The 23,767-nt window shown below is 72.0% G+C and carries 26 protein-coding genes and 1 tRNA gene; 15 read left to right on the top strand and 12 right to left on the bottom strand.

Annotated features, from left to right (window positions below; all coding sequences use genetic code 11):
* Positions 1-2 precede the first annotated feature (2 nt).
* On the top strand, positions 3-1,334 hold the full coding sequence (locus ACLQ25_RS23140) for an NAD(P)/FAD-dependent oxidoreductase (RefSeq protein WP_357130099.1): 1,332 nt from the start codon (positions 3-5) through the stop codon (positions 1,332-1,334).
* A gap of 57 nt (positions 1,335-1,391) precedes the next feature.
* Here the strand turns inward: ACLQ25_RS23140 and ACLQ25_RS23135 are convergent, their stop codons facing one another.
* Positions 1,392-3,233: a hypothetical protein gene (locus ACLQ25_RS23135; RefSeq protein ID WP_425732889.1), complete on the bottom strand. Its 1,842-nt coding sequence runs from the start codon at positions 3,231-3,233 to the stop codon at positions 1,392-1,394.
* Between the two features lie 101 nt (positions 3,234-3,334).
* Between ACLQ25_RS23135 and ACLQ25_RS23130 the strand changes: the two genes are divergently transcribed.
* From ACLQ25_RS23130 to ACLQ25_RS23115, 4 genes are all read left to right on the top strand, one after another.
* Positions 3,335-3,418 (top strand) — tRNA-Leu (locus ACLQ25_RS23130).
* 107 nt (positions 3,419-3,525) lie between these two features.
* Positions 3,526-4,341, top strand: a complete 816-nt coding sequence (locus tag ACLQ25_RS23125; protein ID WP_425732888.1) for a Bax inhibitor-1/YccA family protein — start codon at positions 3,526-3,528, stop codon at positions 4,339-4,341.
* 137 nt (positions 4,342-4,478) lie between these two features.
* Positions 4,479-5,237: a Bax inhibitor-1/YccA family protein gene (locus ACLQ25_RS23120; RefSeq protein ID WP_425732887.1), complete on the top strand. Its 759-nt coding sequence runs from the start codon at positions 4,479-4,481 to the stop codon at positions 5,235-5,237.
* A 35-nt stretch (positions 5,238-5,272) separates the two neighbouring features.
* The gene (locus ACLQ25_RS23115) at positions 5,273-5,593 is read left to right on the top strand and encodes a hypothetical protein (RefSeq protein ID WP_425732886.1); all 321 of its coding nucleotides are present in this window, start codon (positions 5,273-5,275) and stop codon (positions 5,591-5,593) included.
* Positions 5,594-5,632: 39 nt separating this feature from the next.
* Here the strand turns inward: ACLQ25_RS23115 and ACLQ25_RS23110 are convergent, their stop codons facing one another.
* From ACLQ25_RS23110 to ACLQ25_RS23100, 3 genes are all read right to left on the bottom strand, one after another.
* Positions 5,633-6,895, bottom strand: a complete 1,263-nt coding sequence (locus ACLQ25_RS23110; protein WP_425732885.1) for an acetyl-CoA C-acetyltransferase — start codon at positions 6,893-6,895, stop codon at positions 5,633-5,635.
* A gap of 78 nt (positions 6,896-6,973) precedes the next feature.
* On the bottom strand, positions 6,974-7,762 hold the full coding sequence (locus ACLQ25_RS23105; RefSeq protein WP_425732911.1) for an SGNH/GDSL hydrolase family protein: 789 nt from the start codon (positions 7,760-7,762) through the stop codon (positions 6,974-6,976).
* A 20-nt stretch (positions 7,763-7,782) separates the two neighbouring features.
* Positions 7,783-8,832 (bottom strand): SGNH/GDSL hydrolase family protein, encoded by a 1,050-nt coding sequence (locus tag ACLQ25_RS23100; protein ID WP_425732884.1) that lies wholly within the window; start codon positions 8,830-8,832, stop codon positions 7,783-7,785.
* Between the two features lie 150 nt (positions 8,833-8,982).
* On the opposite strand from ACLQ25_RS23100, the gene ACLQ25_RS23095 reads away from it, so the two are divergent.
* Both ACLQ25_RS23095 and ACLQ25_RS23090 read left to right on the top strand, forming a co-directional pair.
* Positions 8,983-9,339 carry a YkvA family protein gene (locus tag ACLQ25_RS23095; RefSeq protein WP_425732883.1) on the top strand — a complete coding sequence of 119 codons (357 nt, stop codon included), beginning with the start codon at positions 8,983-8,985 and terminating at the stop codon, positions 9,337-9,339.
* A 72-nt stretch (positions 9,340-9,411) separates the two neighbouring features.
* Entirely contained in the window at positions 9,412-10,782 is a 1,371-nt protein-coding gene (locus tag ACLQ25_RS23090) for a cystathionine beta-synthase (RefSeq protein WP_357130075.1), read from the top strand.
* A 153-nt stretch (positions 10,783-10,935) separates the two neighbouring features.
* Here the strand turns inward: ACLQ25_RS23090 and ACLQ25_RS23085 are convergent, their stop codons facing one another.
* From ACLQ25_RS23085 to ACLQ25_RS23060, 6 genes are all read right to left on the bottom strand, one after another.
* On the bottom strand, positions 10,936-11,445 hold the full coding sequence (locus tag ACLQ25_RS23085) for a GNAT family N-acetyltransferase (RefSeq protein ID WP_425732882.1): 510 nt from the start codon (positions 11,443-11,445) through the stop codon (positions 10,936-10,938).
* Complete coding sequence (locus tag ACLQ25_RS23080; protein WP_425732881.1) at positions 11,442-12,371, bottom strand: ribonuclease Z; 930 nt, start codon at positions 12,369-12,371, stop codon at positions 11,442-11,444. The genes ACLQ25_RS23085 and ACLQ25_RS23080 overlap by 4 nt, the downstream gene beginning before the upstream one ends.
* 368 nt (positions 12,372-12,739) lie before the next feature.
* On the bottom strand, positions 12,740-13,393 hold the full coding sequence (locus ACLQ25_RS23075; RefSeq protein WP_425732880.1) for a nucleotidyl transferase AbiEii/AbiGii toxin family protein: 654 nt from the start codon (positions 13,391-13,393) through the stop codon (positions 12,740-12,742).
* Positions 13,394-13,397: 4 nt separating this feature from the next.
* Positions 13,398-13,739: a hypothetical protein gene (locus ACLQ25_RS23070; protein ID WP_425732879.1), complete on the bottom strand. Its 342-nt coding sequence runs from the start codon at positions 13,737-13,739 to the stop codon at positions 13,398-13,400.
* A gap of 40 nt (positions 13,740-13,779) precedes the next feature.
* A complete protein-coding gene (gene msrA, locus ACLQ25_RS23065; RefSeq protein ID WP_425732878.1) occupies positions 13,780-14,442 on the bottom strand; it encodes a peptide-methionine (S)-S-oxide reductase MsrA in 663 nt (220 codons plus the stop codon).
* Between the two features lie 74 nt (positions 14,443-14,516).
* On the bottom strand, positions 14,517-14,939 hold the full coding sequence (locus ACLQ25_RS23060) for an HIT family protein (RefSeq protein ID WP_425732877.1): 423 nt from the start codon (positions 14,937-14,939) through the stop codon (positions 14,517-14,519).
* A gap of 232 nt (positions 14,940-15,171) precedes the next feature.
* On the opposite strand from ACLQ25_RS23060, the gene ACLQ25_RS23055 reads away from it, so the two are divergent.
* The 6 genes from ACLQ25_RS23055 to ilvA all read left to right on the top strand — a co-directional run bounded on the left by ACLQ25_RS23055 (position 15,172) and on the right by ilvA (position 21,149).
* On the top strand, positions 15,172-16,221 hold the full coding sequence (locus ACLQ25_RS23055; RefSeq protein ID WP_425732876.1) for a hypothetical protein: 1,050 nt from the start codon (positions 15,172-15,174) through the stop codon (positions 16,219-16,221).
* A 113-nt stretch (positions 16,222-16,334) separates the two neighbouring features.
* Positions 16,335-17,477, top strand: a complete 1,143-nt coding sequence (locus ACLQ25_RS23050; RefSeq protein WP_425732875.1) for a cystathionine gamma-synthase — start codon at positions 16,335-16,337, stop codon at positions 17,475-17,477.
* A gap of 30 nt (positions 17,478-17,507) precedes the next feature.
* Entirely contained in the window at positions 17,508-18,899 is a 1,392-nt protein-coding gene (locus ACLQ25_RS23045; RefSeq protein ID WP_425732910.1) for an amidase, read from the top strand.
* 47 nt (positions 18,900-18,946) lie between these two features.
* Complete coding sequence (locus ACLQ25_RS23040) at positions 18,947-19,498, top strand: DUF4328 domain-containing protein (protein WP_425732874.1); 552 nt, start codon at positions 18,947-18,949, stop codon at positions 19,496-19,498.
* Entirely contained in the window at positions 19,462-19,902 is a 441-nt protein-coding gene (locus tag ACLQ25_RS23035) for a hypothetical protein (RefSeq protein WP_425732873.1), read from the top strand. The genes ACLQ25_RS23040 and ACLQ25_RS23035 overlap by 37 nt, the downstream gene beginning before the upstream one ends.
* 26 nt (positions 19,903-19,928) lie before the next feature.
* A complete protein-coding gene (gene ilvA / locus ACLQ25_RS23030; protein WP_425732872.1) occupies positions 19,929-21,149 on the top strand; it encodes a threonine ammonia-lyase in 1,221 nt (406 codons plus the stop codon).
* A 48-nt stretch (positions 21,150-21,197) separates the two neighbouring features.
* Here the strand turns inward: ilvA and greA are convergent, their stop codons facing one another.
* Both greA and ACLQ25_RS23020 read right to left on the bottom strand, forming a co-directional pair.
* A complete protein-coding gene (greA, locus tag ACLQ25_RS23025; protein ID WP_355048818.1) occupies positions 21,198-21,695 on the bottom strand; it encodes a transcription elongation factor GreA in 498 nt (165 codons plus the stop codon).
* A gap of 156 nt (positions 21,696-21,851) precedes the next feature.
* On the bottom strand, positions 21,852-22,292 hold the full coding sequence (locus tag ACLQ25_RS23020; RefSeq protein ID WP_425732871.1) for a DUF4307 domain-containing protein: 441 nt from the start codon (positions 22,290-22,292) through the stop codon (positions 21,852-21,854).
* 202 nt (positions 22,293-22,494) lie between these two features.
* On the opposite strand from ACLQ25_RS23020, the gene mca reads away from it, so the two are divergent.
* Both mca and ACLQ25_RS23010 read left to right on the top strand, forming a co-directional pair.
* On the top strand, positions 22,495-23,376 hold the full coding sequence (gene mca / locus ACLQ25_RS23015) for a mycothiol conjugate amidase Mca (RefSeq protein ID WP_425732870.1): 882 nt from the start codon (positions 22,495-22,497) through the stop codon (positions 23,374-23,376).
* Positions 23,377-23,424: 48 nt separating this feature from the next.
* Positions 23,425-23,718 (top strand): hypothetical protein, encoded by a 294-nt coding sequence (locus tag ACLQ25_RS23010; RefSeq protein ID WP_425732869.1) that lies wholly within the window; start codon positions 23,425-23,427, stop codon positions 23,716-23,718.
* Positions 23,719-23,767: the final 49 nt, after the last annotated feature.

Raw genomic sequence — 23,767 nt, 5'->3', positions numbered from 1 at the left:
ACGTGAATCCGAAGCGGATCCTTGTGGTGGGTGCCGGGCACGTCGGTCTCTACGCCGCCCTGCGCCTGTCGAAGAAGCTCAGCTCCCGTGAGGCTGAGGTCATCGTCGTGGACCCCCAGCCCCACATGACCTATCAGCCGTTCCTCCCCGAGGCCGCGGCGGGGAACATCTCCCCGCGGCACGCCGTGGTGCCGCTGCGCCGCGAGCTGCGCCGGTGCACGGTGGTGGCGGGGACCGTGACGCGTGTCGAGCACGACCGCAAGGTGGCGACCGTGCAGCCGATCGCCGGCCCGGCCCGGGAGATCGCGTACGACCACGTGATCGTGGCCCCGGGGTCGGTGTCCCGGACGCTGCCGATTCCGGGCCTGCACGAGCAGGGCATCGGGTTCAAGACCATCGGCGAGGCGATCTACCTCCGCAACCACGTGCTGGACCGGCTGGACATCGCGGCCGCGACCCCGGACGCGGAGGTCCGCCGTTCGGCGCTGACCTTCACGTTCGTCGGCGGTGGGTACGCCGGCATCGAGGCGCTCGCCGAGATGGAGGACATGGCCCGGGACGCCCTGCGCTACTACCCGGAGCTGAAGCCGGAGGACATGCGCTGGGTGCTCGTCGAGGCGACCCAGCGGGTGCTGCCCGAGGTCGACCGGGACATGGGCGCCTACACGGTGCAGCAGCTCACGAAGCGCAACATGGACATCCGGCTGGACACCCGCCTGGAGTCCTGTGTCGACGGGGTGGTGAAGCTCTCCGACGGGGACAGCTTCCGGTCGGACACGATCGTGTGGACGGCGGGCGTGAAGCCGTCGCCGATGCTCGACGCGACGGACTTCCCGCGCGACGATCGCCGGCGGGTCACCTGCATCCCCACCCTGCAGGTGGTGGACGGTGACCGGGTGATCGAGGGCGCGTGGAGCGCGGGTGACTGCGCCGCCGTGCCGGACCTGACCAAGGAGCCGGGCAACTTCTGCTCGCCGAGCGCGCAGCACGCGGTGCGTCAGGCGGCGCGGATGGCCGACAACATCGTCGCGGTGATCCGGGGTCGCGAGCCGGTCGACTACAAGCACAAGCACGCCGGCAGCGTGGCCAGCCTCGGCCTGCACAAGGGCGTCGCCCAGGTGTACGGCATCAAGATGACGGGCTGGCCGGCCTGGTTCATGCACCGCACGTACCACATGAGCCGGATCCCCTCGTTCAACCGTAAGGTCCGGGTGGTGGTGGACTGGTCGCTGGCGTTCTTCCTCAAGCGTGAGGTGGTCGCGCTGGGCCAGTTGCACGACCCGCGTGAGGAGTTCGTCGAGGCGTCCCAGCCGGTCGGCGCTCCGCGCGTCTGACCAGATCGTCACGAAAGGGCTCCTCCTGCCGGCGAGGAGCCCTTTCGTGTTGTCCGGTCAGACCTTCCAGGTCCAGGCGTCGGCGATCCTGGTCGCCGGGCCGTAGAGCTGCTCCAGGGTGGTCTTCAGGCTCGCCGCGTGCGGGGCGTCGTCGGTCAGTGCCACACAGGACGCGCCCCAGAAGTCCGCGTCCTTCGCGGCCTGCCGGCGCTGCTCGTCACCGATGGCCGGTTGGTCGCCGCGGCGGGCGACGTCGGCCAGCAGGGCCGAGGTGGGCTGCTTGAAGGTGCCCATGGCGGCGGTGCCACCGCGCCCGTAGGGGCCGATGAAGAACCCCTCGGGCAGGCCGAAGCCGGCGTCGGCGGCGGCCGCCCAGCGCATCGGCCACGGCTCCTTCGGAGTGGGTAGCGGCACCGGCACCAGCACACCGCCAGGATCGACGCACTGCCGCCAGTGCCCGCCGGCGACGAACTCCGGCAGGGCGGGCCGGCCGGCGGTCGGCAGCGGGGTCGGGAAGATCGGCAGGAGAGCCGCGACGACGGAGAGCGGGAGCAGCCGACGCGCCCGCCCGGTGCTGCCCAGTGCCCGGTCGACCGCGAGGGCCAGCACCGTCGCGACGATCGGCAGCAGTGCCAGCCCGAACCGCATCGGCAACGCGCCGTCCACCACCGGCAGGCCGGAGAGCAGGGCGTACGGGCCCGGCAGTGCGGTGCGGGTGCCGCCGAGCACCACCTCCGGGCCGAGCGAGAGAGCGCCCATCACGAGGGCCGCCGCCACACACACCAGGACCAGCCGGCGTCGCCCGGCCCAGATCGCGCAGACGGCGGTGACGAGCAGCAGCGGCCAGCCGAGGAAGGTGTTGTACTCGGCCGGGCCGGTGGTGAGTCGCGACGCCTCGTCGCTGCCGGCCACGGACAGCGGTGAGACCGCCCACCAACTGCTCAGGTCGGCCGAGAAGTAGGCCGGGCTGAACATCCCGTCGGCGACACCCTGCGGCCCGGCGAACTGGAACCACAGCGGGTAGCCGAGCACCAGCATCGCCAGACCGGCGGCGATCGCCAGACCGCCAGCGAACCCGGGCAGCGCTCTCCGGGCGAGGTCCCGGTCCGTGAGGGCGTAGGCGATCGCCATCACCAGCAGCGTGACGGCGCTGAGGAAGAGCACCTCCTCGCCGATGAAGACCTGTGCGGTCACGGCGACGGCCAGCCCGGCTGCGGAGCTGATCATCCGCCGTCGGTCCGGGCCGGCGGGCCGACCACGACCCCCGCCGGGGTCGGACGCCCGCAGCAGCCGTACCACCAGCCAGACGATCACCGGCACCAGCCACTGCGCCGTCATGTGCAGGTGGCTGTTGGTCTGCGAGACCATGCCGGGACCGAAGCCGCACAGACCGCCGCCGAGCGCGGCGGCGAGCCGGCGGACGCGCATCGTCCGGTGGAAGAGCAGGTACCAGGCGAGGGCGGTGCCGGCCAGGTTGGCGGCGGCGAGCAGCGCGAAGGAGGTGGGCGCACCGAACAGCAGGGTGACCGGGGCGCAGAGCACACCGAGCGCGATGATCGTGGTGTTGGCCATCAGGTTGACGCCGTCCGGGGCGTTGAGCCGGTCGGTGAGCAGGTGGAAGTCACCGAGCAGCGCTCGTGCGTCGACGGCCAGGAACCATTCGTAGAGCGTCTGGTCCTCGGGGTTGAGCGCCAACGTGCGCCCGCCCGGGTCGGGCCACAGGCCGTGGGTCAGCCAGCCGGCCAGCGTCACCCACATGAGGGCGACCAGTAGATCCGTCCGGCGGCGGCGGACGGCCGTGCGCAGCCGTCCGGCCCGGCTCGCGCGCTCGACCGGATCGGCGAGGCGGACCGCCTGGTCAGGGGCGGCGTCGGGGGCCGTCGGGGCTGCGCTGCTCACGGCATCGACCCTAATGTGGCCAGGCCGGCGGGGTACGCCGGGTAGCCGCCGACCGGCTACGGTGACACTGCACCGCGCGTGTCGCCGCGCGGGTGCCACCCGCCCGGGTGGTGGAACGGCAGACACGGCCGCCTTAAAAGCGGCTGCCGAAAGGCGTGCGGGTTCGACCCCCGCCCCGGGCACCATCCGCCACGGCCTCGCGTTCCCATTCGTGATCACCAGGAGTGGGTCGGGCAGTTTACTCTTGGTGGGCACGTTCACGTGCAAACGACCCCCTGAGGGAGGCCAGACAGTGAAGACCTCGAACCCGGTGCTCGCCCGGCTCGGCCAGGCGGCCGAGCGGGAGCGCTCCGCCGGGTACGCACCGACCGGGCCGTACGGACAGCCCGGCATTCCGCAGCAGTACCCGTCCCAGGCCGGCTACCCGGCCGCACCGCCCACCGTGGCGCCCATGACCGTCGACGACGTGGTCGTCAAGACGGTCGCCCTGCTCGGCATCCTCGGCGTCACCGCCGCGGCCGCCTGGGTGCTCGTGCCCGACTCGCTCCTCGGTCTCGCCTGGGGCGCCGCGGCGGTCGTCGGCCTGGTCCTGGGCTTGATCATCTCGTTCTCCCGGATGGCCAACCCGGCGCTGGTCATCGCGTACGCGGTGGTCGAGGGCGTCTTCGTCGGCATGGTCAGCAAGGCGTTCGAGACCTTCTACGACGGCATCGTGCTCCAGGCCGCCGTGGCGAGCTTCGGCATCTTCTTCGTGATGACGATGGTCTACAAGGCGAAGATCATCCGGGCCACCCCGATGTTCGTGAAGATCGTGTCGACGGCCATCATCGGCCTCGCCGCGGTGATGTTGATCAACCTGGTGCTGGCGCTGTTCGGCGTCAACACGGGTCTGCGGGACGGCAGCCCGCTCGCGATCGGCTTCAGCCTCGTCTGCATCGTGGTCGCGTCGCTGAGCTTCGTGCTCAGCTTCAAGGAGATCGAGGACGGCGTCCGGATGGGCCTGCCCCAGCGCTACTCCTGGGTGGCCGCGTTCGGCATCCTGGTCAGCTTGGTCTGGCTCTACATCGAGATCCTGCGCCTGCTGAGCTACTTCCAGGGCGACGACTGACCTCGTCCGCACCGCTGACCGGCGCCCGCTCCCGCTTCCCGTGGGGGCGGGCGCCGTCGTCCGCGCCGTTTCGCCGCCACCGCCGGGCCGTCCGGGGCAGAGTGAATCTCCTGGGGGTACGGGCGAAGGAGGCGACGGTGCGCAGCGACAACCCGGTGCTCAAGCGGCTGGACGAGACCGGCCGGTTGGAGTCCCGGGTGGTCAGCTCCCGCGACGTCGAGCCGATGACGGTCGACGACGTCGTGGTGCGTACCGTCGGATTGCTCCTGCTCACCGGCGCGACCGCCGCAGTGTCCTGGGCGGTGGTGCCCGACGCGGTGTGGTTGGGCGCGGCCCTGGCCGGCACCGCCCTGGCCTCGATCGTGCTGGTCCTGGTCATCTCGCTGCGGGGGATCACCAATCCGGTGCCGATCATCGGCTACGCGCTGCTCCAGGGGCTGCTGCTCGGGGTGGCCAGCCGGGCCTTCGAACAGGTCTACCCGGGGATCGTCGTGCAGGCGGTGGCCGGCACCTTCGGTGTGTTCCTCGGGATGACCGCGCTGTACCGGGCCCGGGTGATTCGCGCGACCCCCCGACTGGCCCGCCTGGTGATCGGCACGCTCCTCGGCATCGCGGTGCTGAGCGTGGTCAACCTCGTCTCCTACCTGGTCTCCGGTCGGTCGGGGTTGGCGGTCTACAGCGTCAGCGGGCAGGTCGGCTGGTTGCCGTACGCCTTCTCGGTGGTGGCGATCATCGCGGGCGCGTTCAGCTTCATCCTCGACTTCGACCTGGTCGAGCGTTCGGTGCGCGACGGCCGACCGCGCCGGTACGCGTGGCTGAGCGCGTTCGGTCTGTTGACCGGCCTGGTGTTCCTCTACTGGCAGTTGCTGCGCCTGCTCAGCTACCTGCGCCGCTGACCCGCCGTCCGCCGTCCGACCGTAGACTCGGCGCGGTGAGCGTAGCGGAGTTGGAGCAGGCCGTGCGGTTGTTGGTCGGCCAGGTCGGGCACTGGGAACAGCCGCGCTGGGCCGCGACCGCGACCGCCGGCAACGTGCCTCGCGCCGACCTGGTGCACCGTCTGGTGCAGGAGGTCGCCAACCTCGCGGCCGACGCCGAGGGGCAACCACGTCGAACCGTGCCCCGGCTCGACAACGACCTGGCCCTGCCCGACCAACTGCGGGTGGTGACGGCCGACCTGCTCGCCGCCGGGGCCGACGCCGAGGTGCTGACGCGGGCCGCCGCCGAGGTGACGGCGACCCGCAACGCGCTCTGAGCCGCCCGGCGTGCCCTGTGGCCCGGCGCGCTCAACCCGTCAGCTGAGCCGCTCGAGCACCATGGCCATGCCCTGGCCACCACCGACGCACATGGTCTCCAGACCGATCGTCTTGTCGTGCCACTCGAGGGCGTTGAGCAGGGTGCCGGTGATCCGGGCGCCGGTCATGCCGAACGGGTGCCCGACGGCGATCGCGCCGCCCATCACGTTCAGCTTCTCCTCCGGGATGCCCAACTGGCGGTAGGAGGGAATGACCTGGGCGGCGAACGCCTCGTTGATCTCGACCAGGTCGACGTCGTCGATGGTCATGCCCGCCCGGCGCAGCGCCTGCCGGGACGCCTCGACCGGCCCGAGGCCCATGATCTCCGGCGACAGCGCGGTGACGCCGGTGGAGACGATCCGGGCCAGCGGGGTCACGCCCAGCTCCTCGGCCCGCTGGGCGCTCATCACCACGACGGCGGCGGCCCCGTCGTTGAGGGGACAGCAGTTGCCCGCGGTGATCCGGCCGTCGGGGCGGAACACCGGCTTCAGCCCGGCGACCGCGTCGAGGGTGACGCCGGGTCGGGGACCGTCGTCGGTGCTCACCACGGTGCCGTCCGGCGTGGTGACCGGGGTGATCTCCCGGGCCCAGAAGCCGTCGGCGATGGCCTTCTCGGCGAGGTTCTGGCTGCGTACGCCAAACTCGTCCATGTCGGCGCGGGTCACGTCGTACACCTGGGCCAGGTTCTCCGCGGTCTGCCCCATGGTCAGGTAGATGTCCGGCAGGTCGCCGCCGTCGCGCGGGTCGGTCCACACCTCGGCGCCGCCCTGGGCGCGGCGCTTCGAGCGCTCGGCGGCGGACGCGAAGCGCGGGTTCTCCCAGCCGCCGCCGACCAGCGCCTGCGCCTCCGGCGGCAGCCCGTCGGAGCTGCCGCGGGCGTACCGGGAGACCATCTCGACCCCGGCGGAGACGAACACGTCGCCCTCCCCGGCGCGGATCGCGTGCAGGGCCATCCGCGTGGTCTGCAACGACGAGGCGCAGTAGCGGGTCAGCGTCGCGCCCGGCACGGTGTCCAGGCCGAGCAGCGTGGCCACCACGCGGGCCATGTTGAAGCCCTGTTCACCGCCGGGTAGGCCGCACCCGAGGTAGATGTCGTCGATGGTGCTCGCGTCGAGCTGGGGGATCTTGTCCAGGGCGGTCTGGACGATGGTCGCGGCGAGGTCGTCGGAGCGGACATCGCGCAGGGACCCCTTGTGGGCCCGGCCGATGGGGGAGCGGGCGGTAGCGACGATGACGGCGTCGCGGGACGACTCAATCGGCATGGGCCAACGTTAACCCGCCGGTAACATGGCGCGGAAGAAGCGGGAGCGGCGGGAAATGTCACCCTTGCCGGGGGTGCGTCACCGCCGGGAGGCGACCGCCGCGGCGGCCACGACGGCCGGTAGCAGGGCGTGCGCCCACACCCGGTAGCCGTCGGCCGACGGGTGGAAACCGTCGTGGCACAGCGTGCCCGCGTCGGCTCGGAACACCGGACCGGTCTCGGTGGCCAGGTCGACCACTGCCCCGCCCGCCTCCAGCGCCGCCGTGGTCTGCGCGCGGGCCATCCTCCGACCGGACCAGCCGACGAGCTGCCGCAGCGGCGGCGCGATGGCGCGTACGGCCCCGAGGTCGGGGCAGGTGCCCACCACCACCTCGACGCGCGCCTCCCGCAGCCGGTGCACCGCCGCCCCCAGGTACGCGGACGCGTCGCCGGGCCGGCGTAGCCCGGTGGCGTCGTTCGCGCCGATCAGGATCAGCGCCACGTCGGGCCGGTCGCCGAGCAGGGCCCGGGCGACCTGGGTGGTCAGGTCGGTGGAGCGGGAGCCCGAGACGCCGACGCTGGACAGGTGTACCCGGCGGCCGGACGGCCCCTCCGCGAGCAGGTTGGCCAGTTGCCCGCCGATGGTGTCGTCGAGGCGGTCGACGCCGACACCCAGCGCCGACGAGTCACCGAGCAGCACCAGACGCAGCGGCGCGGCGTCGGCCCGGCCGATCGTGGCGCGCAGCGCCAGCCCCAGCTCCGGCTGGGCGTAGCGCCGGTGCCGCGCGACGAACGCTTCGCCGGCCAGGACGGCGGCGCCGCCCACCGTGCCGGCCAGCAGCGAGAGCGCCGCCGCCCGACCCAGCCGGCCGGGGAAGCCGGCGGTCACGTCCCGCTCGCTGCGCTCGTTCATGCCAGTCCCTCCACTGTCGAGGTGTCCGCGGAGCCTGCCTGCGGCACCGCGTGCACACCGAAGAACGCCCGGCGGCGCAACTGCGCCCACCGGCCGGCCGGCCCCCGGTCGCGGCCCCGGACCTGGGCGCCGCTGACCTCGGTGCCGGCGTGCCGGGCCGCCTCCTGCGCGGCCTCTGGCAGCGACCGTACGCCCTCGCCCCGCGCCGGTGTGACCCGTCGTTCCTGCCCCGCGCCGAGCGCGGACAACATCGTCGGCAGCAGGGCGGCGGCGGCCATGGCGTACCCCTCGGCGGAGGGGTGGAACCGGTCCCAGGCAAACATCCGCAGCGGCTCGGCCGCGAACCGCGGGCCGAGCAGGTCGCCCAGGGACACCGCCCAACCGCCCGCCTCGACCACGGCCACCGTCTGCGCGGCGGCGAGCTGGCGACTCCACCGGTGCGCCAGCCAGCGCAGCGGTGGCTGGATCGGCCGGATCGCGCCGAGGTCGGGGCAGGTGCCGACGACCACCTCGCAGCCGGCGGCGCGCAGCGAGCGGACCGCCTCGGCCAGGTAACGCACGGCCAGGCCACGCGGGGTGCGGTTGGTGATGTCGTTGCCGCCGATGAGGATCACCGCGATGTCCGGGGAGCAGTCGAGCGCCGCCTCCACCTGGTGACGCAGGGCCGCGGAGATGGCTCCGACCACCGCGAACCGGCGCAGCAGCACCGGCCGGTGCAGCCGCCGGGACAGGCCGGTGGCGAGCAGCGCTCCGGGTGTCTCCCGGCGGCGGTGCACCCCGTAGCCGGCCGCCGACGAGTCACCGAGCACGACCATGGTGAGCGCGGGGCCGGGGAACTTCGCGCCGTACATCCCGTCGCAGCGCGGCGGGGGCGCCTGGGCCATCGGAATGGTGCGCCGGGCCTGGCGGGCCTGGCCGAGCAGCACCCCGCCGGTCGCCATCGCGGCCGCCGCGGTGGCGCCCGTGCCGATCGCCGCCAGTCGGGCGATCCGCCAGGCCTGCCGCCAGCGCGGACCAACGGGTACGACAGAACCAGCCACCCCCATATGGCGACATTATCGCGCCGGCCCGACACACCGCTGTCGTCGTCACGGCTCGCGGATGCCTGGAAACCGACGCGACGGGGTACCTGTCCGGTGGAGGCCGGCCGACTTGCGCCGACCCGCCACGCTGATCCGGCGGAGAGGAGCGCGACGATGGGGAAGACACTGAAGCGCAGCGCGGCGTTCGCGGCCCTGGCGCGGGCACTGATGGCGGGGGCGCGCGGCGGGCCGTCGCTGGGCGCCCGGCTGGCGGCGCTGCCCCGGATGATCCGTGCCACCACCCGGGGCGGGTACGACGGTGGCCTCCGGCTCGCCCTCATGACGGCGGCCACGGCGTACATCGTCTCGCCCATCGACTTCCTGCCGGAGATCCCGCTGGCGATCTTCGGGCTGGCCGACGACGCCGTCATGGTCACCTGGCTGGCGGGCAGCGTGCTCTCCGAGACCGACCGCTTCCTGGAGTGGGAGGCCCGGCGCAGCTCGGTCATCCCCGGGGGTCTGGTGCACTGACGGCACGTACGCTGGGCGGCGAGGATACGTCTGCCCGGCCGCCGTCGCCGGCGCCGCAACGAAGGGCACACCGTGCAGTACTACGACAACGTCGTCGACATGATCGGCAACACTCCGCTGGTCCGCCTGCGGAGCGTCACCGAGGGCATCCAGGCCACCGTGCTCGCCAAGGTGGAGTACGTCAACCCGGGCGGCTCGGTGAAGGACCGGATCGCGCTGCGCATGGTCGAGGACGCCGAGGCGGCCGGCCTGCTCAAGCCCGGCGGCACCATCGTCGAGCCGACCAGCGGCAACACCGGCGTCGGGCTGGCCCTGGTGGCCCAGCTCAAGGGCTACCGGTGCGTTTTCGTCTGCCCCGACAAGGTCAGCCAGGACAAGCAGGACGTGCTGCGGGCGTACGGCGCCGAGGTGGTGGTCTGCCCGACGGCGGTCGCCCCGGAGGACCCGCGCTCGTACTACAACGTGTCCGACCGGCTGACCCGCGAGATCCCCGGCGCGTGGAAGCCCGACCAGTACAGCAACCCGGCGAACCCGCGCTCGCACTACGAGACCACCGGCCCGGAGCTGTGGAAGCAGACCGAGGGCGGGCTCACCCACTTCGTGGCGGGCGTCGGCACCGGCGGCACGATCTCCGGCATCGGGCGGTACCTCAAGGAGGCCTCCGACGGCCGGGTGAAGATCGTCGGCGCCGACCCGGAGGGTTCGGTCTACTCCGGCGGCACCGGCCGGCCGTACCTCGTGGAGGGCGTCGGCGAGGACTTCTGGCCCGAGACGTACGACCGGGGCGTCGCCGACGAGATCATCGAGGTGTCCGACAAGGCGTCGTTCGAGATGACCCGTCGGCTGGCCCGCGAGGAGGGACTGCTGGTCGGCGGCTCCTGCGGGATGGCCGTGGTGGCCGCGCTGGAGGTGGCGCGCAGGGCTGCCCCGGACGACGTCGTGGTGGTGCTGCTGCCCGATGGCGGCCGGGGTTACCTCTCGAAGATCTTCAACGACTCGTGGATGGCCCGGTACGGCTTCCTCGACAACTCCGGCGCCGAGCCCACCGTGGCCGACGCGCTGGCCAGCAAGCCGGGCGGCCTGCCCGAGTTGGTGCACGTGCACCCGACCGAGACGGTCCGCGACGCGATCGACTACATGCGTGAGTACGGCGTCTCGCAGTTGCCGGTGCTCAAGGCCGAGCCGCCCGTCGTGACCGGCGAGGTGGCCGGCTCGATCGCCGAGCGGGACCTGCTCGACGCGCTGTTCACCGGCCAGGCTCACCTGCACGACACCATCGAGCGGCACATGGGGGACCCGTTGCCGATGATCGGTGGCGGTCAGCCGGTGAGCGAGGCGGTCGGCCTGCTGGAGAAGTCCGACGCCGCCCTCGTCCTGGTCGACGGCAAGCCCAAGGGCGTCCTCACCCGCCAGGACCTCCTGTCCCACCTAGGCGCCCACTAACCCTGTCCCACCCCTACCCCGCCCCCGTCCCCGCCCCTCTCGCCCGGTCGATCATGGACTTGTGGTGCCGCCGATAAGCGGCATAGGCACCTGAACTGCCCACCACAACTCCATCATCGACGCGCCGAGGGGGTGCGTCGGGGACGGGTTGGGTTAGAGGGGGCGGGTGTAGCGGATTTGGGGGGTGAGGGCGGTGCCGATGTGCTCTTCGCGTTCGGTGCCCGTCGACGTCCAGCCGCCGCGCTCGTAAAAGGCGCGGGCGTGGGCGTTCTCGCGCAGCACCCAGAGCACCGCGCGACGCCAACCGCGGTCACGCATGGCGTCGAGCGCGTCCACCATCAACGCGCGGCCGACGCCCCGGCCCTGCTCGGCCGGGTCCAGGTGGATCGCGTTGAGCAGCCCGGTCCCCGGGTCGTCCTCGTCGTCCGGACCCAGGTAGCTGAACCCGACGAGCGTTCCGGCCTGTTCGGCCACGATCAGCCGGTGGGTGTCCCGCTCCCAGTGCCACCGTTCCGCCCAGTACCGCCCCATCGCCTCCGGCGTCGGATCGGCAAGCGCCTCGGCCGGCAGGAACGAGGAGTACGCGGCGACCCGGGACCGTTGGTGCAGGGCACCGACCCCCATCAGGTCGTGATCGGTGGCGGGGCGGAGCGTGACAGTCACCCGGCCGAGGCTACCCGGCGCGGCGGGACCTGCACGGTGGTCAGATCCGCCGCGATGATCAGGTCACCGTCGAAGTGCTCGCGTGCCTCGTCGTGGAACCGGCGCGGGTCGGGATAGCGCTGGGAGAAGTGCGTCAGCACCAGCGTGCGTACCCCCGACTCGGTCGCCACCCGCGCGGCCTGGGCCGCGGTCAGGTGGCCGACCTCGGCGGCCAACGCGGCCTCCGACTCCAGGAACGTCGACTCGATGACCAGCAGGTCGGCGTGCTCAGCCAGGGCGTACACGCCGTCGCAGAGGCCGGTGTCCATGACGAAGGCGAACCGCTGCCCCGGTCGGGGCTCGCTCACCTCGTCCCGGGTGACGCGACGCCCGTCGAGGTCCAGGTGGCCGACGCGGATCAGCTCGCCGACGGCCGGGCCGGCGATGCCGTACGCGGCCAGCTTCTCCGGCAGCATCCGGTAGCCGTCCGGCTCGACGAGCCGATAGCCGTACGTCTCGATGGGATGCCGCAGCCGGCGGGCCTCCAGCGTCCCGCAGCGTAGGGCGATCCGCTGCCCGTCGGCCTCGATCGGGGTTACCGCCAGCTCGGCGCTCTCGTAGAAGGAGGTGGCGTGCCGCAGCCGGGCGAAGTACTCGGCGCCGCCGGCCGGGAAGTGCACGGCCACCGGGTGCGGTACGCGGTCCAGCGAGAGACGCTGGATCGTGCCGGGCAGTCCGAGGCAGTGGTCGCCGTGGAAGTGCGTGACGCAGATCCGGGTCAGGTCGCTGGCGGTGACGGTGGTGTGCAGGAGTTGGCGCTGACTGCCCTCGCCCGGGTCGAAGAGGATCACCTCGTCGTCCCAGCGCAGCACGTAACCGTTGTGGTTGCGCTGCCGGGTGGGGGTCTGGCTGGCCGTCCCGAGAATCACCAGCTCGCGCATCGACACGCTGATCTCCCACCGATATGAAGCGACCCCCGGGGTGCTCCACGCTGTCGCGTGGGCCGGCTGGACTATGCCGGCACCCCGGGGGTCGGGTGGCTGTCGTGGTTTTCGCCGCACCGCTGCCACACGGTCTCGACGGTCGTACTGGTTGCCCGCCTCGCGGCGGACGATCACTGTCGAGGACAGCGGCTAGCGGACAGCCACCTCACGAGTCCGATTGCTATACAAGTCTGGACCACCTCCTTTCACGTGTACTGCCACGCTATCGAGTCCCCGAGGGGCTCGGCAACGGATTTCGATCACAGGGCCAAACGGGAATGCCCGGCCGCGCGGACATCGGGTGTCTGGGTCGAGCTCCTGCCGGGCTGCTCTCACCGCACGGCAAGCAGCTCGCGTCGCCACTGGGCGAACCGTTCGCGCAGAGCCGGGAGGTCACCGACGGGCACGCCGTAGCAGTCGAAGTCGGCATCGGTGATCTGGTCCAGTGCCCCCAGTGCGTCCGCGAAGACGCGCGGCTGGAATCCAGGGTCTGCGGTCGCTGCCAGCTCCAGCAGGCGGTGCCTGGTGTAGTGCCCGCTCGTCAGGGCGGCGTCCACGTCCAGGAAGTCACGGGCTTCGGCGCGACCGAAGAGGGCGCACATCTTGTTGGCGACAGCATCATCGGGGTGCAGAACCGGGCCAACGGTGGACATCACCGGAGCATGCGCCCGCCAGTCCGCCGACAACTCAACTTTGTCTGGCTCTGCGGTCGGATCGTCAGGACCAGCGACGAGGAGCCGGGCGAACGTGTCGTTCCGGATCACCGTCTCGACCGTGTAGCCCGCGCCTTCCAGGGCGACGACGACATTGTCGACCGCCTCCGGGAACGAGGCGCGCATGGACCAGGCGGTGAAGAGATCGACATCGCCGCTGAGCCGGGAACCCATGCCGTGAGCGCTCACGGCGTACCCGCCCGCCAGTGCGAAACCGAATCGACCGGCCGCATCGAGAGCGATTTTAGTGATCTTGATGTGGTTGGGCAGCATCAGATTACGCGGCGCGGTGAGGAACGAGACGAAGTTCCGGGAAGCGCTCTTCCCACGCGCGACGCACCGCTCGGGGCAGCCACATGGACGGCCACAGCCGGATCAGCGGATCGCGATTGAGATACCTGTTCAGATCCTCGGGGCTGGCCGCCTCGTTCAGGACGGTTCGGTAGAGGTCGCTCAGGCGTCCGGGTTGCGATAGGTCGTACCGGGGGTTGCCCGACCACTTCAGGTGGCGTGGCAGCTCCACGGTGCCGGTGGTGGGGCCGCACAGATGATCCAAAGTCTCGGGCACGACAACCGGCTTGGCGTAACCGTCTGGACGGATCGCGCTGTCGCCGCTCATCGTGCCCTCCCTCACGTCCGAATCAGGCTAACGCCCGCACTCAGCCGGCGGTACGGGCCACGCCGACCGGGCAGCTCAGGCCGTTCGGGCCGTGGTTGCAGTACCCGTTCGGGTTCTTGGTCGGTGCCAGGTACTGCTGGTGGTAGTCCTCGGCGAAGAAGTAGCTGCCGAGCGGGGCGATCTCGGTGGTGATCTCACCCTTGCCGGCCCGGTTCACGATCGGCTGGAAGGCGTCCCGCGACGACTCCGCGATGGCCCGTTGCTCGTCGGTGGTCGTGTAGATCGCCGACCGGTACTGGGTGCCGACGTCGTTGCCCTGGCGCATGCCCTGGGTCGGGTCGTGGTTCTCCCAGAAGACCTTGAGCAGGTCCTCGTACATGATCTTGCTGGGGTCGTACACCACCTGGACGACCTCGGCGTGCCCGGTGCGGCCGGAACACGTCTCCTCGTACGTCGGGTTGGTGGTGAAGCCACCCGCGTAGCCGGCGGAGGTCGTGTACACGCCGGGCAGCGTCCAGAACAGCCGCTCGGCGCCCCAGAAGCAGCCCATGCCGAAGACGGCCACCTGGAGGCCCTCCGGGAACGGACCCTTCAGCGGGGTGCCCAGAACTTCGTGGCGGTCGGCGACCGGCATCGAGATCGGGCGGCCCGGCAGGGCCTGCTCGGGCGTGATCATCTCGGCGTTCATACGGCGCAGGAACACGGTGGGACTCCTCTCATGCGTCTCCCAGCGTGTAACACCGGTGGGTTCTGCTTCCTTACCCGCGCCACTGTGACTCAGGCCCCGCCGTCGAGGGCGGTGGCGATCCGGTCCGCGTAGGTCTGTGCCTCGGTGTCGTCGCTGTACCGGGTGCGCGGCCAGAAGAAGCCACGCAGCCCGTCACCCTTGGTGCGGGGGACCACGTGGGTGTGCAGATGGGGGACGGACTGGGACACCCGGTTGTTGATCGCCACGAACGTCCCACCGGCCCCCAGGCCGGCTTCCACCGCCACGGCCAGCCGCTGGACCAGCGCGAAGTAGCCAGGTAGCAGGTCGGCCGGCAATTCGGCCAGGGTCACCAGGTGCGTCCGGGGCACGACCAGCACGTGTCCCGCGAAGACCGGGCGGGTGTCCAGGAACGCCACCCCGTCCGGCTCGTCGGCGACCCGGAACGCCGGAACGTCACCCGACACGATCCCGCAGAACACGCACCCGCTCATCGCGCCAGGCTATAGCGCCGATCTGCGGTGACGTGCCCCCCACGTGCGCATCGACTGTGGTACTCATTTACGGGTCTGGATCAGTGCACGGGGGGAAGTGCTGCCACGACAGCGTCGCTCGGCCGGTCGGCCGTGGCGCGCTGCCGTCTGGGCGAAGACGTCCTCTCCCCTCGTTGCGACCCGGAACCCCCGCCCTCGGGGGTCCGCTCGTCGATGCTCGGAAAGGACGCACGTGCACAGCAAGAGAGGCACGACCCTGGCACTGGCCGTACTGGCCGCCGGGTTGCTCACCGCCGGTCTCCCGGGCCCCGCCCAGGCCGCCGTGGCGCCGACGGCCACCCCGCTGTCGTTGCCGGCGGTGGCCGACGTGGTCTCGGCCGGTGACCGGGTCTTCGTCAGCGGCGGTCCGTCCTCGACCGACGTCGTGGTGGCCAGCGCGACGGGTGCGGTCGTGGGCACCCTGTCCGGCCTGCCGGGCCCGTCCGACCTGCTGCTCAGCGCCGACCGGCAGACCCTCTACGTGGCGCTGCCGACCGCCAACGCCATCGCCGCCTTCGACACCGGCACGCTCGTCGAGTCGGCCCGGTACGACACCGGCGCGGGCGAGTGCCCGTCGTCGCTGGCGCTGACCGGGCGGTACCTGTGGTTCGGGTACGGCTGTGGCGGTTGGGACGGCAACATCGGCCGGATCGACCTGGGTCGCCAGCCGGCGCGGGTGACCACGGGTCTGGACACCGGCAGCGGCTTCTACGGCGCCCCGCTGCTGACCGCCGCCGGCCAGAACCGTTCGGTGCTGCTGGCCGGGCAGCCCGGCCTGAGCCCCGCGTCGGTGTACACCTACACGATCGGCACGGGGGGTGCGCTCAGCGCGCCGGGCACCAACGAGTTCATGGCGATCGGCAGCAACCTGCGCGACATCGCCCTCGACCCGACCGGCGCGACCGTGTTCACCGCCTCCGGCGCCCCGTACGAGGTGCAGGCGTTCCCGTTCGCCGACATCACCACCCCGTCGGCGACCTACCGCACCGGCGCGTACCCAAATGCTGTCGAGGTCTCGCGCGACGGCACCCGGATCGCCGGCGGCGCGGACGCCTCCTACGACCCGGACGTGTTCGTCTTCTCCACGGGCGGCACCGAGCTGGCGCACTTCGAGCTGGGCGACGAGCTCAGCCCCGGCGCGCTGGCCTGGGCCCCGAATGGCGCCCGGCTCTACGCGGTCTCCTATGACTGGACCGGAACCCACCCGGTCACCCTGCACGTCCTGCCCGTCCCGGCCGCCTGAGGGCCGTTCCCGGCGCTGAACCGGAGCGTGGGGTCGGACCGGATGGGTCCGGCCCCCGCCCGGAGCGCGGGTTCCGTGCCAGGTCGCCGCGGCGGGGCACTAGCCTCACCAGAATGAGTCACGGCTTCGAGACGCTCGCCATTCACGCCGGTCAGGACCCTGAGGCCCGGACCGGCGCGGTGATCCCGCCGATCTACCAGACCAGCACGTACGCCCAGGACGCCGTCGGCGCGCCCCGGCTCGGCTACGAGTACAGCCGCTCCGGCAACCCGACCCGCGACGCCCTCCAGGAGTGCCTGGCCGCGTTGGAGGGCGGGCCGGTGGGTCTCGCCTTCGCCAGTGGCCTGGCCGCCGAGGACACCCTGCTGCGGGCGGTGTGCCAGCCGGGCGACCACGTGATCATTCCGGACGACGCGTACGGCGGCACCTACCGGCTCTTCGCCCGGGTGGCCCAGCGCTGGGGGCTGGAGTTCACGCCGGCCAAGGTCTCCGATCCGGCCGCGGTCCGGGCCGCCGTGCAGCCCGGTCGTACGAAGATCATCTGGGTGGAGACGCCGACGAACCCGCTGCTCGGCATCGCCGACATCGCCGTCCTGGCCGGTGTGGCGCACGACGCCGGCGCGCTGCTGGTGGTCGACAACACCTTCGCCTCGCCGTACCTCCAGCAGCCGATCGCGTACGGCGCCGACGTGGTGGTGCACTCCACCACGAAGTACATCGGCGGGCACTCGGACGTGGTGGGCGGCGCGCTCGTCGTCGCCGACGCCGCGCTGGGCGAGGAGCTGCGCTACCACCAGAACGCGATGGGCGCGATCAACGGCCCGTTCGACGCGTGGCTCACCCTGCGCGGCATCAAGACCCTCGGGGTACGCATGGATCGGCACTGCGACAACGCCGAGCGCCTTGCCGCCTACCTCGACGGGCACGCCAAGGTGTCCGAGGTGATCTACCCCGGGCTGCCCTCGCACCCTGGTCACGAGGTGGCGGCCAAGCAGATGCGCCGGTTCGGCGGCATGATCTCGTTCCGGGCCGCCGGCGGCGAGGACCACGCCGTCGAGATCTGCAACCGGGCCAAGCTCTTCGTGCTCGCCGAGTCGCTGGGCGGCGTCGAGTCGCTGATCGAACACCCGGGTCGGATGACACACGCAAGTGCTGCCGGCTCGCCGCTTGAAGTTCCCGGCGATCTCGTGCGACTGTCTGTCGGCATCGAGACGGTCGACGACCTGCTCGCCGATCTGGAGCAGGCACTGGGCTGACCGCTGGGAAGGACGGCCGTGCAGGACATCATGGCGACCTGGGTCGGGGCGACCGCCAAGCAGATCGCCCGAGGCGTACGGCGGGGTGACGTCTCGGCCACCCAGGTCGTCGCCGACCACCTCGAGTACATCGCCTCCGCCGACCGCGAACTGGCCGCGTTCCGCGCCGTTCGCGGCGGCGAGGCGATCACCGAGGCGGAGAAGGTCGACGAGCAGGAGGACCTGGCCAACCTCCCCCTGGCCGGGGTGCCGGTGGCCGTCAAGGAGAACACTCCGGTCGCGGGCCTGCCCACCTGGAACGGGTCGGCCGCCGCGCGGACCGAGGTCGCGGAGGCCGACCACGAGGTCGTCCGGCGGCTGCGCGGCGCCGGCGCGGTGATCCTCGGGGTCACCCGGATGCCCGAGCTGGGACTCTGGGCGCTCACCGACGACGACAGCGCGGTGACGCGCAACCCATGGGACAACACGCGTACCCCCGGCGGTTCCTCGGGCGGCGCGGCCGCCGCGGTCGCCGCCGGCCTGGTGCCGATCGCGCACGGCAACGACGGCCTCGGCTCGATCCGCATCCCGGCGGCGTGCTGCGGCCTGGTCGGCCTCAAGCCCGGTCGCGGCGTGGTGCCCTGCCAGCTCGGCGCGGACGACTGGTTCGGTCTCACCGAGCACGGGATGCTCGCCAGCACGGTCGCCGACGCCGCCGTCGGCTTCTCGGTGCTCGCCGGCCGACGCCCGGAGAAACTGGTCCCGCCGCAGCGGCTGCGCGTCGGTGTCTCGCTGCGCTCGCCGGTGCGCGGAGTCTCGCCGGACGCGCCCAACCGGGACGCGGTCGCCGCGGCCGGTCGGCTGCTCGCCGCCGCCGGCCACGACACCGTGCCGGCCGACCCGGTCTACCCCACGGCCCTGGGCCTGCAGGGCCTCGCCACCTGGTTCGCCGCGGCAGCCGCCGACGTCCGGGCCGCCGGACTGGACCGGCGCGGTCTGCAACGCCGTACCCGGCGGCACGTCGCACTGGGCGAGTGGGCACAGCGGCGCGGCTACGTTCGGGAGGCCGACCGGGCCGCCTGGCGCCAGCGGTCCGTCGACTTCTTTACCGACCACTCCGTCGACCTGCTGCTCACGCCCGCCCTGGCGAGCGCGCCGCCGGAGGCCGGCCGCTGGTCGGAGCGGTCCTGGCGCGCGAACCTGTCGACCAACATCAGGTACGCCCCGTACGCCGCGCCGTGGAACGTCGCCGGCCTGCCGGCGATCGTCGTGCCGGTGGGACGCCGCCCGGACGGCCTGCCGGTCGCCGTGCAGATCGTCGGTCCGCCCGGCTCGGAGCTGCTGCTTCTCGGCGTGGCCGGTCAGTTCGAGATGACCGCCCCGTGGGCGCGCCACGCCCCCGGCTATCCCCTCGTCGGAACGGGGTCGCCGGCCAGCGCATGATCGTCTAGCGTGTGCGCGCACCATCGCGCGAACCACGGGGGACACCAATGCGCTGCCAGACCTGCGGAGACGCCACGTCCTCCGAGCACAACGAATGCCCGCGCTGCCACACGCCGCTCGGTCAGCCGGCGGTCACGCCGGGGCTGCCGACCTACCGCGTACGGGGGATCGGGCTGGCGGCCAGCGTCGCCGTCGGCGCGACAGCCGTGCTCTACCTGGTGGTGGCGCTGTCCCCGCTGATCGGGATGGCGCTGGCCCGGCGGGCCATGGCCAACGACGACCCGGACCTGCTCCTCGGCGTGGTGATCATCAACGTCGTGGTGGCGCTCATCATGGCCGTGGTCTACCTCACCGCCGCCGTCCTGGTGATCATCTGGACCTGGCGGGCGCGTAAGAACACCGACGTCTTCCCCGGCGCGCTGCCCACCCTCGGAGCGGGCTGGGCGATCGCCGGCTGGCTGGTGCCGTTCGCGAACTTCGTGGTGCCGGCCCGGGTCGTGGCGGGCGTGGCGCGGGACAGCCTCTGGCGGCGGTTCACGCCCACCCTGGTGAGCGTCTGGTGGTGCTCCTGGCGGTGTTCAGCATCGGCGAGCGGCTGAGCAGCCGCCTCGAGGACAGGGCGTACGCGAAGCTGCCGGAGACCCCGTTCAACGACGTGGGCTACCAGGCGTACGTCGACCACTACCGGGACTCGCTGCTCCGCAACGCCCTGCCGGCGCTGGGCTGCGCGGTCGCGGCGGTGACGCTGATCCTGCTGATCCACCGGATCTCCGCCGCCCAGGAGGCCCGGATCGCCCGCGCCGCCCCGGCGTGGCCGACCGCCCCGGTCTGGCCAGCACAAGCATGGCCGCCCGCCCCGCCTGCCCCGCCGGTCGTGCCGGCGCAGCCCTCGCCGGCCGCCGTCCCGGCCCCGGCGACCCAGTCCGCGCCGCCCGCTGCCGTGGCCCCGCAGACGCCGGGGGTCGCGCCGTCGTCGCCTACCCCGGTGTCGCCGACGGAGTAGCCGGAGTCGGATGGCACGATCGGGGCATGACGGAACTGGTCGGCCTCGACGACGTACGGGCTGCGCGGAAACTGCTCGCCGACGTCGTCCGGACCACCCCGCTGGAGCCCTCCCGGCCGCTGAGCGCGGCGCTGGGCGGGCCGACGTGGCTCAAGTGCGAGAACGTGCAGCGCGCCGGCTCGTACAAGGTGCGCGGCGCGTACGTGCGGATCTCCCGGCTGTCGGCGGCGGAGCGGAAGCGTGGCGTGGTCGCGGCGAGCGCCGGCAACCACGCCCAGGGCGTCGCGCTCGCCGCCGGGCTGGTCGGCACGCACGCGACGGTCTTCATGCCGGTCAACGCGCCGCTGCCGAAGGTCGCCGCCACCAAGGGGTACGGCGCGCAGGTCGAGCTGGCCGGCAACAACGTCGACGAGTCGCTGGTGGCCGCGCAGACGTACGCCGAGCGGACCGGCGCGGTGCTCATCCACCCGTTCGACCACCGGGACGTGATCGCCGGGCAGGGCACGGTCGCCCTGGAGATCCTCGAGCAGTGTCCCGATGTGCGGACGATCATCACGGGCGTGGGCGGCGGCGGCCTGATCTCGGGCATGGCGGTGGCCGCCAAGGCGCTCCGCCCGGACGTACGCATCATCGGGGTGCAGGCGGCGGGCGCGGCGGCCTTCCCGCCCTCCCTGGTGGCCGGAGAGCCGGTCCGGCTGCCGGCGTTCGCCACCATCGCGGACGGCATCGCGGTCGGACGGCCGGGGGAGATCACCTTCAACCATGTCCGCAAGCTCGTCGACGAGATCGTCACGGTCTCCGAGGAGGACATCTCGCGGGCCCTGCTGATGCTGCTGGAGCGTGGCAAGCAGGTCGTCGAGCCGGCCGGGGCGGTCGGCGTGGCCGCGCTCCTGGCCGGCGTGGTGGAGGTGGAGACGCCGGTGGTCGCGGTCCTCTCCGGCGGCAACATCGATCCCCTGCTGATGATGCGGGTGATCGAGCACGGTCTCGCCGCGGCCGGCCGCTACCTGCGGGTGACCGTGCGCTGTTCGGATCGGCCCGGGCAGCTCGCGTCACTGCTCACTCAGATCGCCGAGCACCGGGCCAACGTGGTGGACGTGGAACACCAGCGGGCCAACCCGCACCTCGGCCTCGGCGAGGTGGAGGTGGCGCTGTCGGTGGAGACCCGTGGTGTGGAGCACTCCGACACGTTGATCAGCGCGCTGCGGGCCAGTGGCTATCAGGTGGTGTTCGCCGCCGAGGCGTGACAGGCGGTGCCACGCCCCGGCGGCGTTACGCCGTAGGGGAGTTGCCGCTCAGCCGGAGAACGGCTCGAAGCTGACCACGGTCACCTTGATGTCGGCGCCACTCGGTGCCGTGTAGGTGCAGGTCTGACCGGCGCGACCACCCAGGATCGCCTTGCCCAGGGCCGACTCGGGGCTGTAGACCGTCAGGTCGGTGGTGGCGGCGATCTCCCGTGAGCCGAGCAGGAAGGTCTCGGTGTCGTCGGTGTCGTCGTCGAAGTAGATCGTCACCACCATGCCGGGTGACACCGCGTCGGCCGTCGGCGCGGCGCCGACCTTGGCGGTGCGCAGCAGCTCCTGCAGGTAGCGGATGCGACCCTCAGCCTTGCCCTGCTCCTCGCGGGCGGCGTGGTAGCCGCCGTTCTCACGCAGGTCGCCCTCTTCGCGGCGGGCGTTGATCTCGGCCGCGATAGCCGGACGGTTGGCGATGTGCTCGTCGAGCTCGGCCTGGAGGCGGTCGTACGCGTCCTGGGACAGCCAGGTGGCGGGCGCCTCGTTGCCAGTGGACACAGGCGTTCTCCTCGGTTGTGCGTGGCTGGCTGACAGGTGAACTACCAAGTTACCAGTGCGGTACGACACAGCGTGTCGGCGATCACCGGCGGTGTCCGGACCCGACACCCGCGGTCGAGCCGGGCGACGGCCGTTACCGGGTGATGTCTCCGCAGTTCAGGACGGCGCTTGGCAGCGCAGCACCTCGCCGATGAACGGTCGGGCGCTGGTGTTCAGCCGGTGCCGGGCGCTGACGTGCCGCTCACCCGGGGCGGCGGTCACCGTGACCTCGTCGCGGGCCACCTCGACGCCGGCGCGGTCCCGGGCGCGCAGAACGCAGACGGCCGAGCCGCCCTCCGGCACACGTACCCGAAAGTCGACGACCACCTGGTTGTCCGTGATGTCGGTGTACGTGATCACCTGGGCGTCGTAGACCGGGTCGCCGTACTGCCGGTAGAGCCGCAGTGAGATCAGGCTCAGCCCCACCACCAGCACCAGGAGCACCAGGGCGGCCAGCAGCGTACGACGCCGGCCTCCGCCGGGTGCCCGGCGTCGGCCGTAGCGCCCGGCCGGGAAGACCGGCGCGCCCGGTGAAATTGTGGCGTGCGTCTCGGTCACCGGCGGGTATCTCCTGGCGTTGTTGTCGGCGGCATCGGCAAGAATGGCAGGAGTCCATCCTCCCAGCCCGGCCGAATGCCAGGAACGGCAGGTCGGGTCCCCGCAGGTGCCGACCGGCGGCGGGGCGGGGGAGGTTCCTGGCAGGTCAGCCGGTCGAGCCCGGTCGGGTCCACCGGCCGACACAGACGAGGAGCGCCGAAAGTTGGCAGAGCAGCTGCGTCTCATGGCCGTCCACGCACACCCGGACGACGAGTCGAGCAAGGGTGCGGCGACCATGGCGAAGTACGTCGCCCAGGGGGTCGACGTGCTGGTGGTGACGTGCACCGGCGGTGAGCGCGGCAGCGTGCTCAATCCCAAGCTCGACCGGCCCGACGTCTGGGCCAACATCGCGGACATCCGGCGGGCCGAGATGGACGCCGCGCGGGCGATCCTCGGCGTCGACCAGGCCTGGCTCGGGTTCGTCGACAGCGGCCTGCCCGAGGGTGACCCGCTGCCGCCGCTCCCCGAGGGCTGCTTCGCCCTCCAGGACGTCGAGGTGGCCGCCGGTCCGCTGGTCCGGCTGATGCGGGAGTTCCGTCCGCACGTGGTGACCACGTACGACGAGGAGGGTGGCTACCCCCACCCCGACCACATCATGTGCCACAAGGTGAGCGTGGCCGCCTTCGAGGCCGCCGGTGATGCGGAGCGCTACCCCGAGCTGGGCGCCCCCTGGCAGCCGCTGAAGCTCTACTACGACATCGGCTTCTCCAAGGCCAAGATCATGGCGCTGCACGAGGCGGTGCTCGCCACGGGCGCCGAGTCGCCGTACGAGGACTGGCTCAAGCGCTGGGACGAGCGTCCGGACAAGGGCCCACGGATCACCACCCGGGTCGACTGCGCCGAATACTTCCCCGTGCGGGACGACGCGCTGCGCGCCCACGCCACCCAGGTCGACCCGGACGGCTTCTGGTTCCACGTGCCCATGGAGATGCAGCAGCGGGCCTGGCCGACGGAGGACTTCGAGCTGGTACGCACAATGGTGGAGAGCCCGCTGCCCGAGTCCGACCTCTTCGCCGGAGTGCGGGAGACGGCGCACGCGCGCTGATCCCGGCCGGGGCTACCCTGGTAGGCAATCGCACATCGGAGGACGACCATGCTGACCGCTGCCCAGGTGCTCGCGGAGAACAACTTCGGGGACACCCGCACAGGTGGTCTGGCCGGCCCGATGGGCCTCCTCCTCATCCTGCTGCTGGCTACCGCCACCATCCTGCTGATCCGCAACATGAACGCCCGACTGCGTCGTCTGCCCGACCGGTTCCCGCAGCCGGGGCGGGCGGTCGATCCGACCAGGGCCGACGCTTCAGTCGTCGATCCGACAGACGGGACCGACGCGCATGATTCATCCGCGCACGCCCCCAATGGGCACCAGCAGCAGCGGAACGGGTAGTCCGCGCGTGATTCACGCCGAACCGGGTGGTGGACCCCTGTTGCGACCA

This window comes from Micromonospora sp. DT44 (genome assembly GCF_049841635.1).
Taxonomy (GTDB): domain Bacteria; phylum Actinomycetota; class Actinomycetes; order Mycobacteriales; family Micromonosporaceae; genus Micromonospora.
Note: the sequence above shows the minus strand (reverse complement) of the source record. Positions and strands in the feature narration are given on the sequence as shown.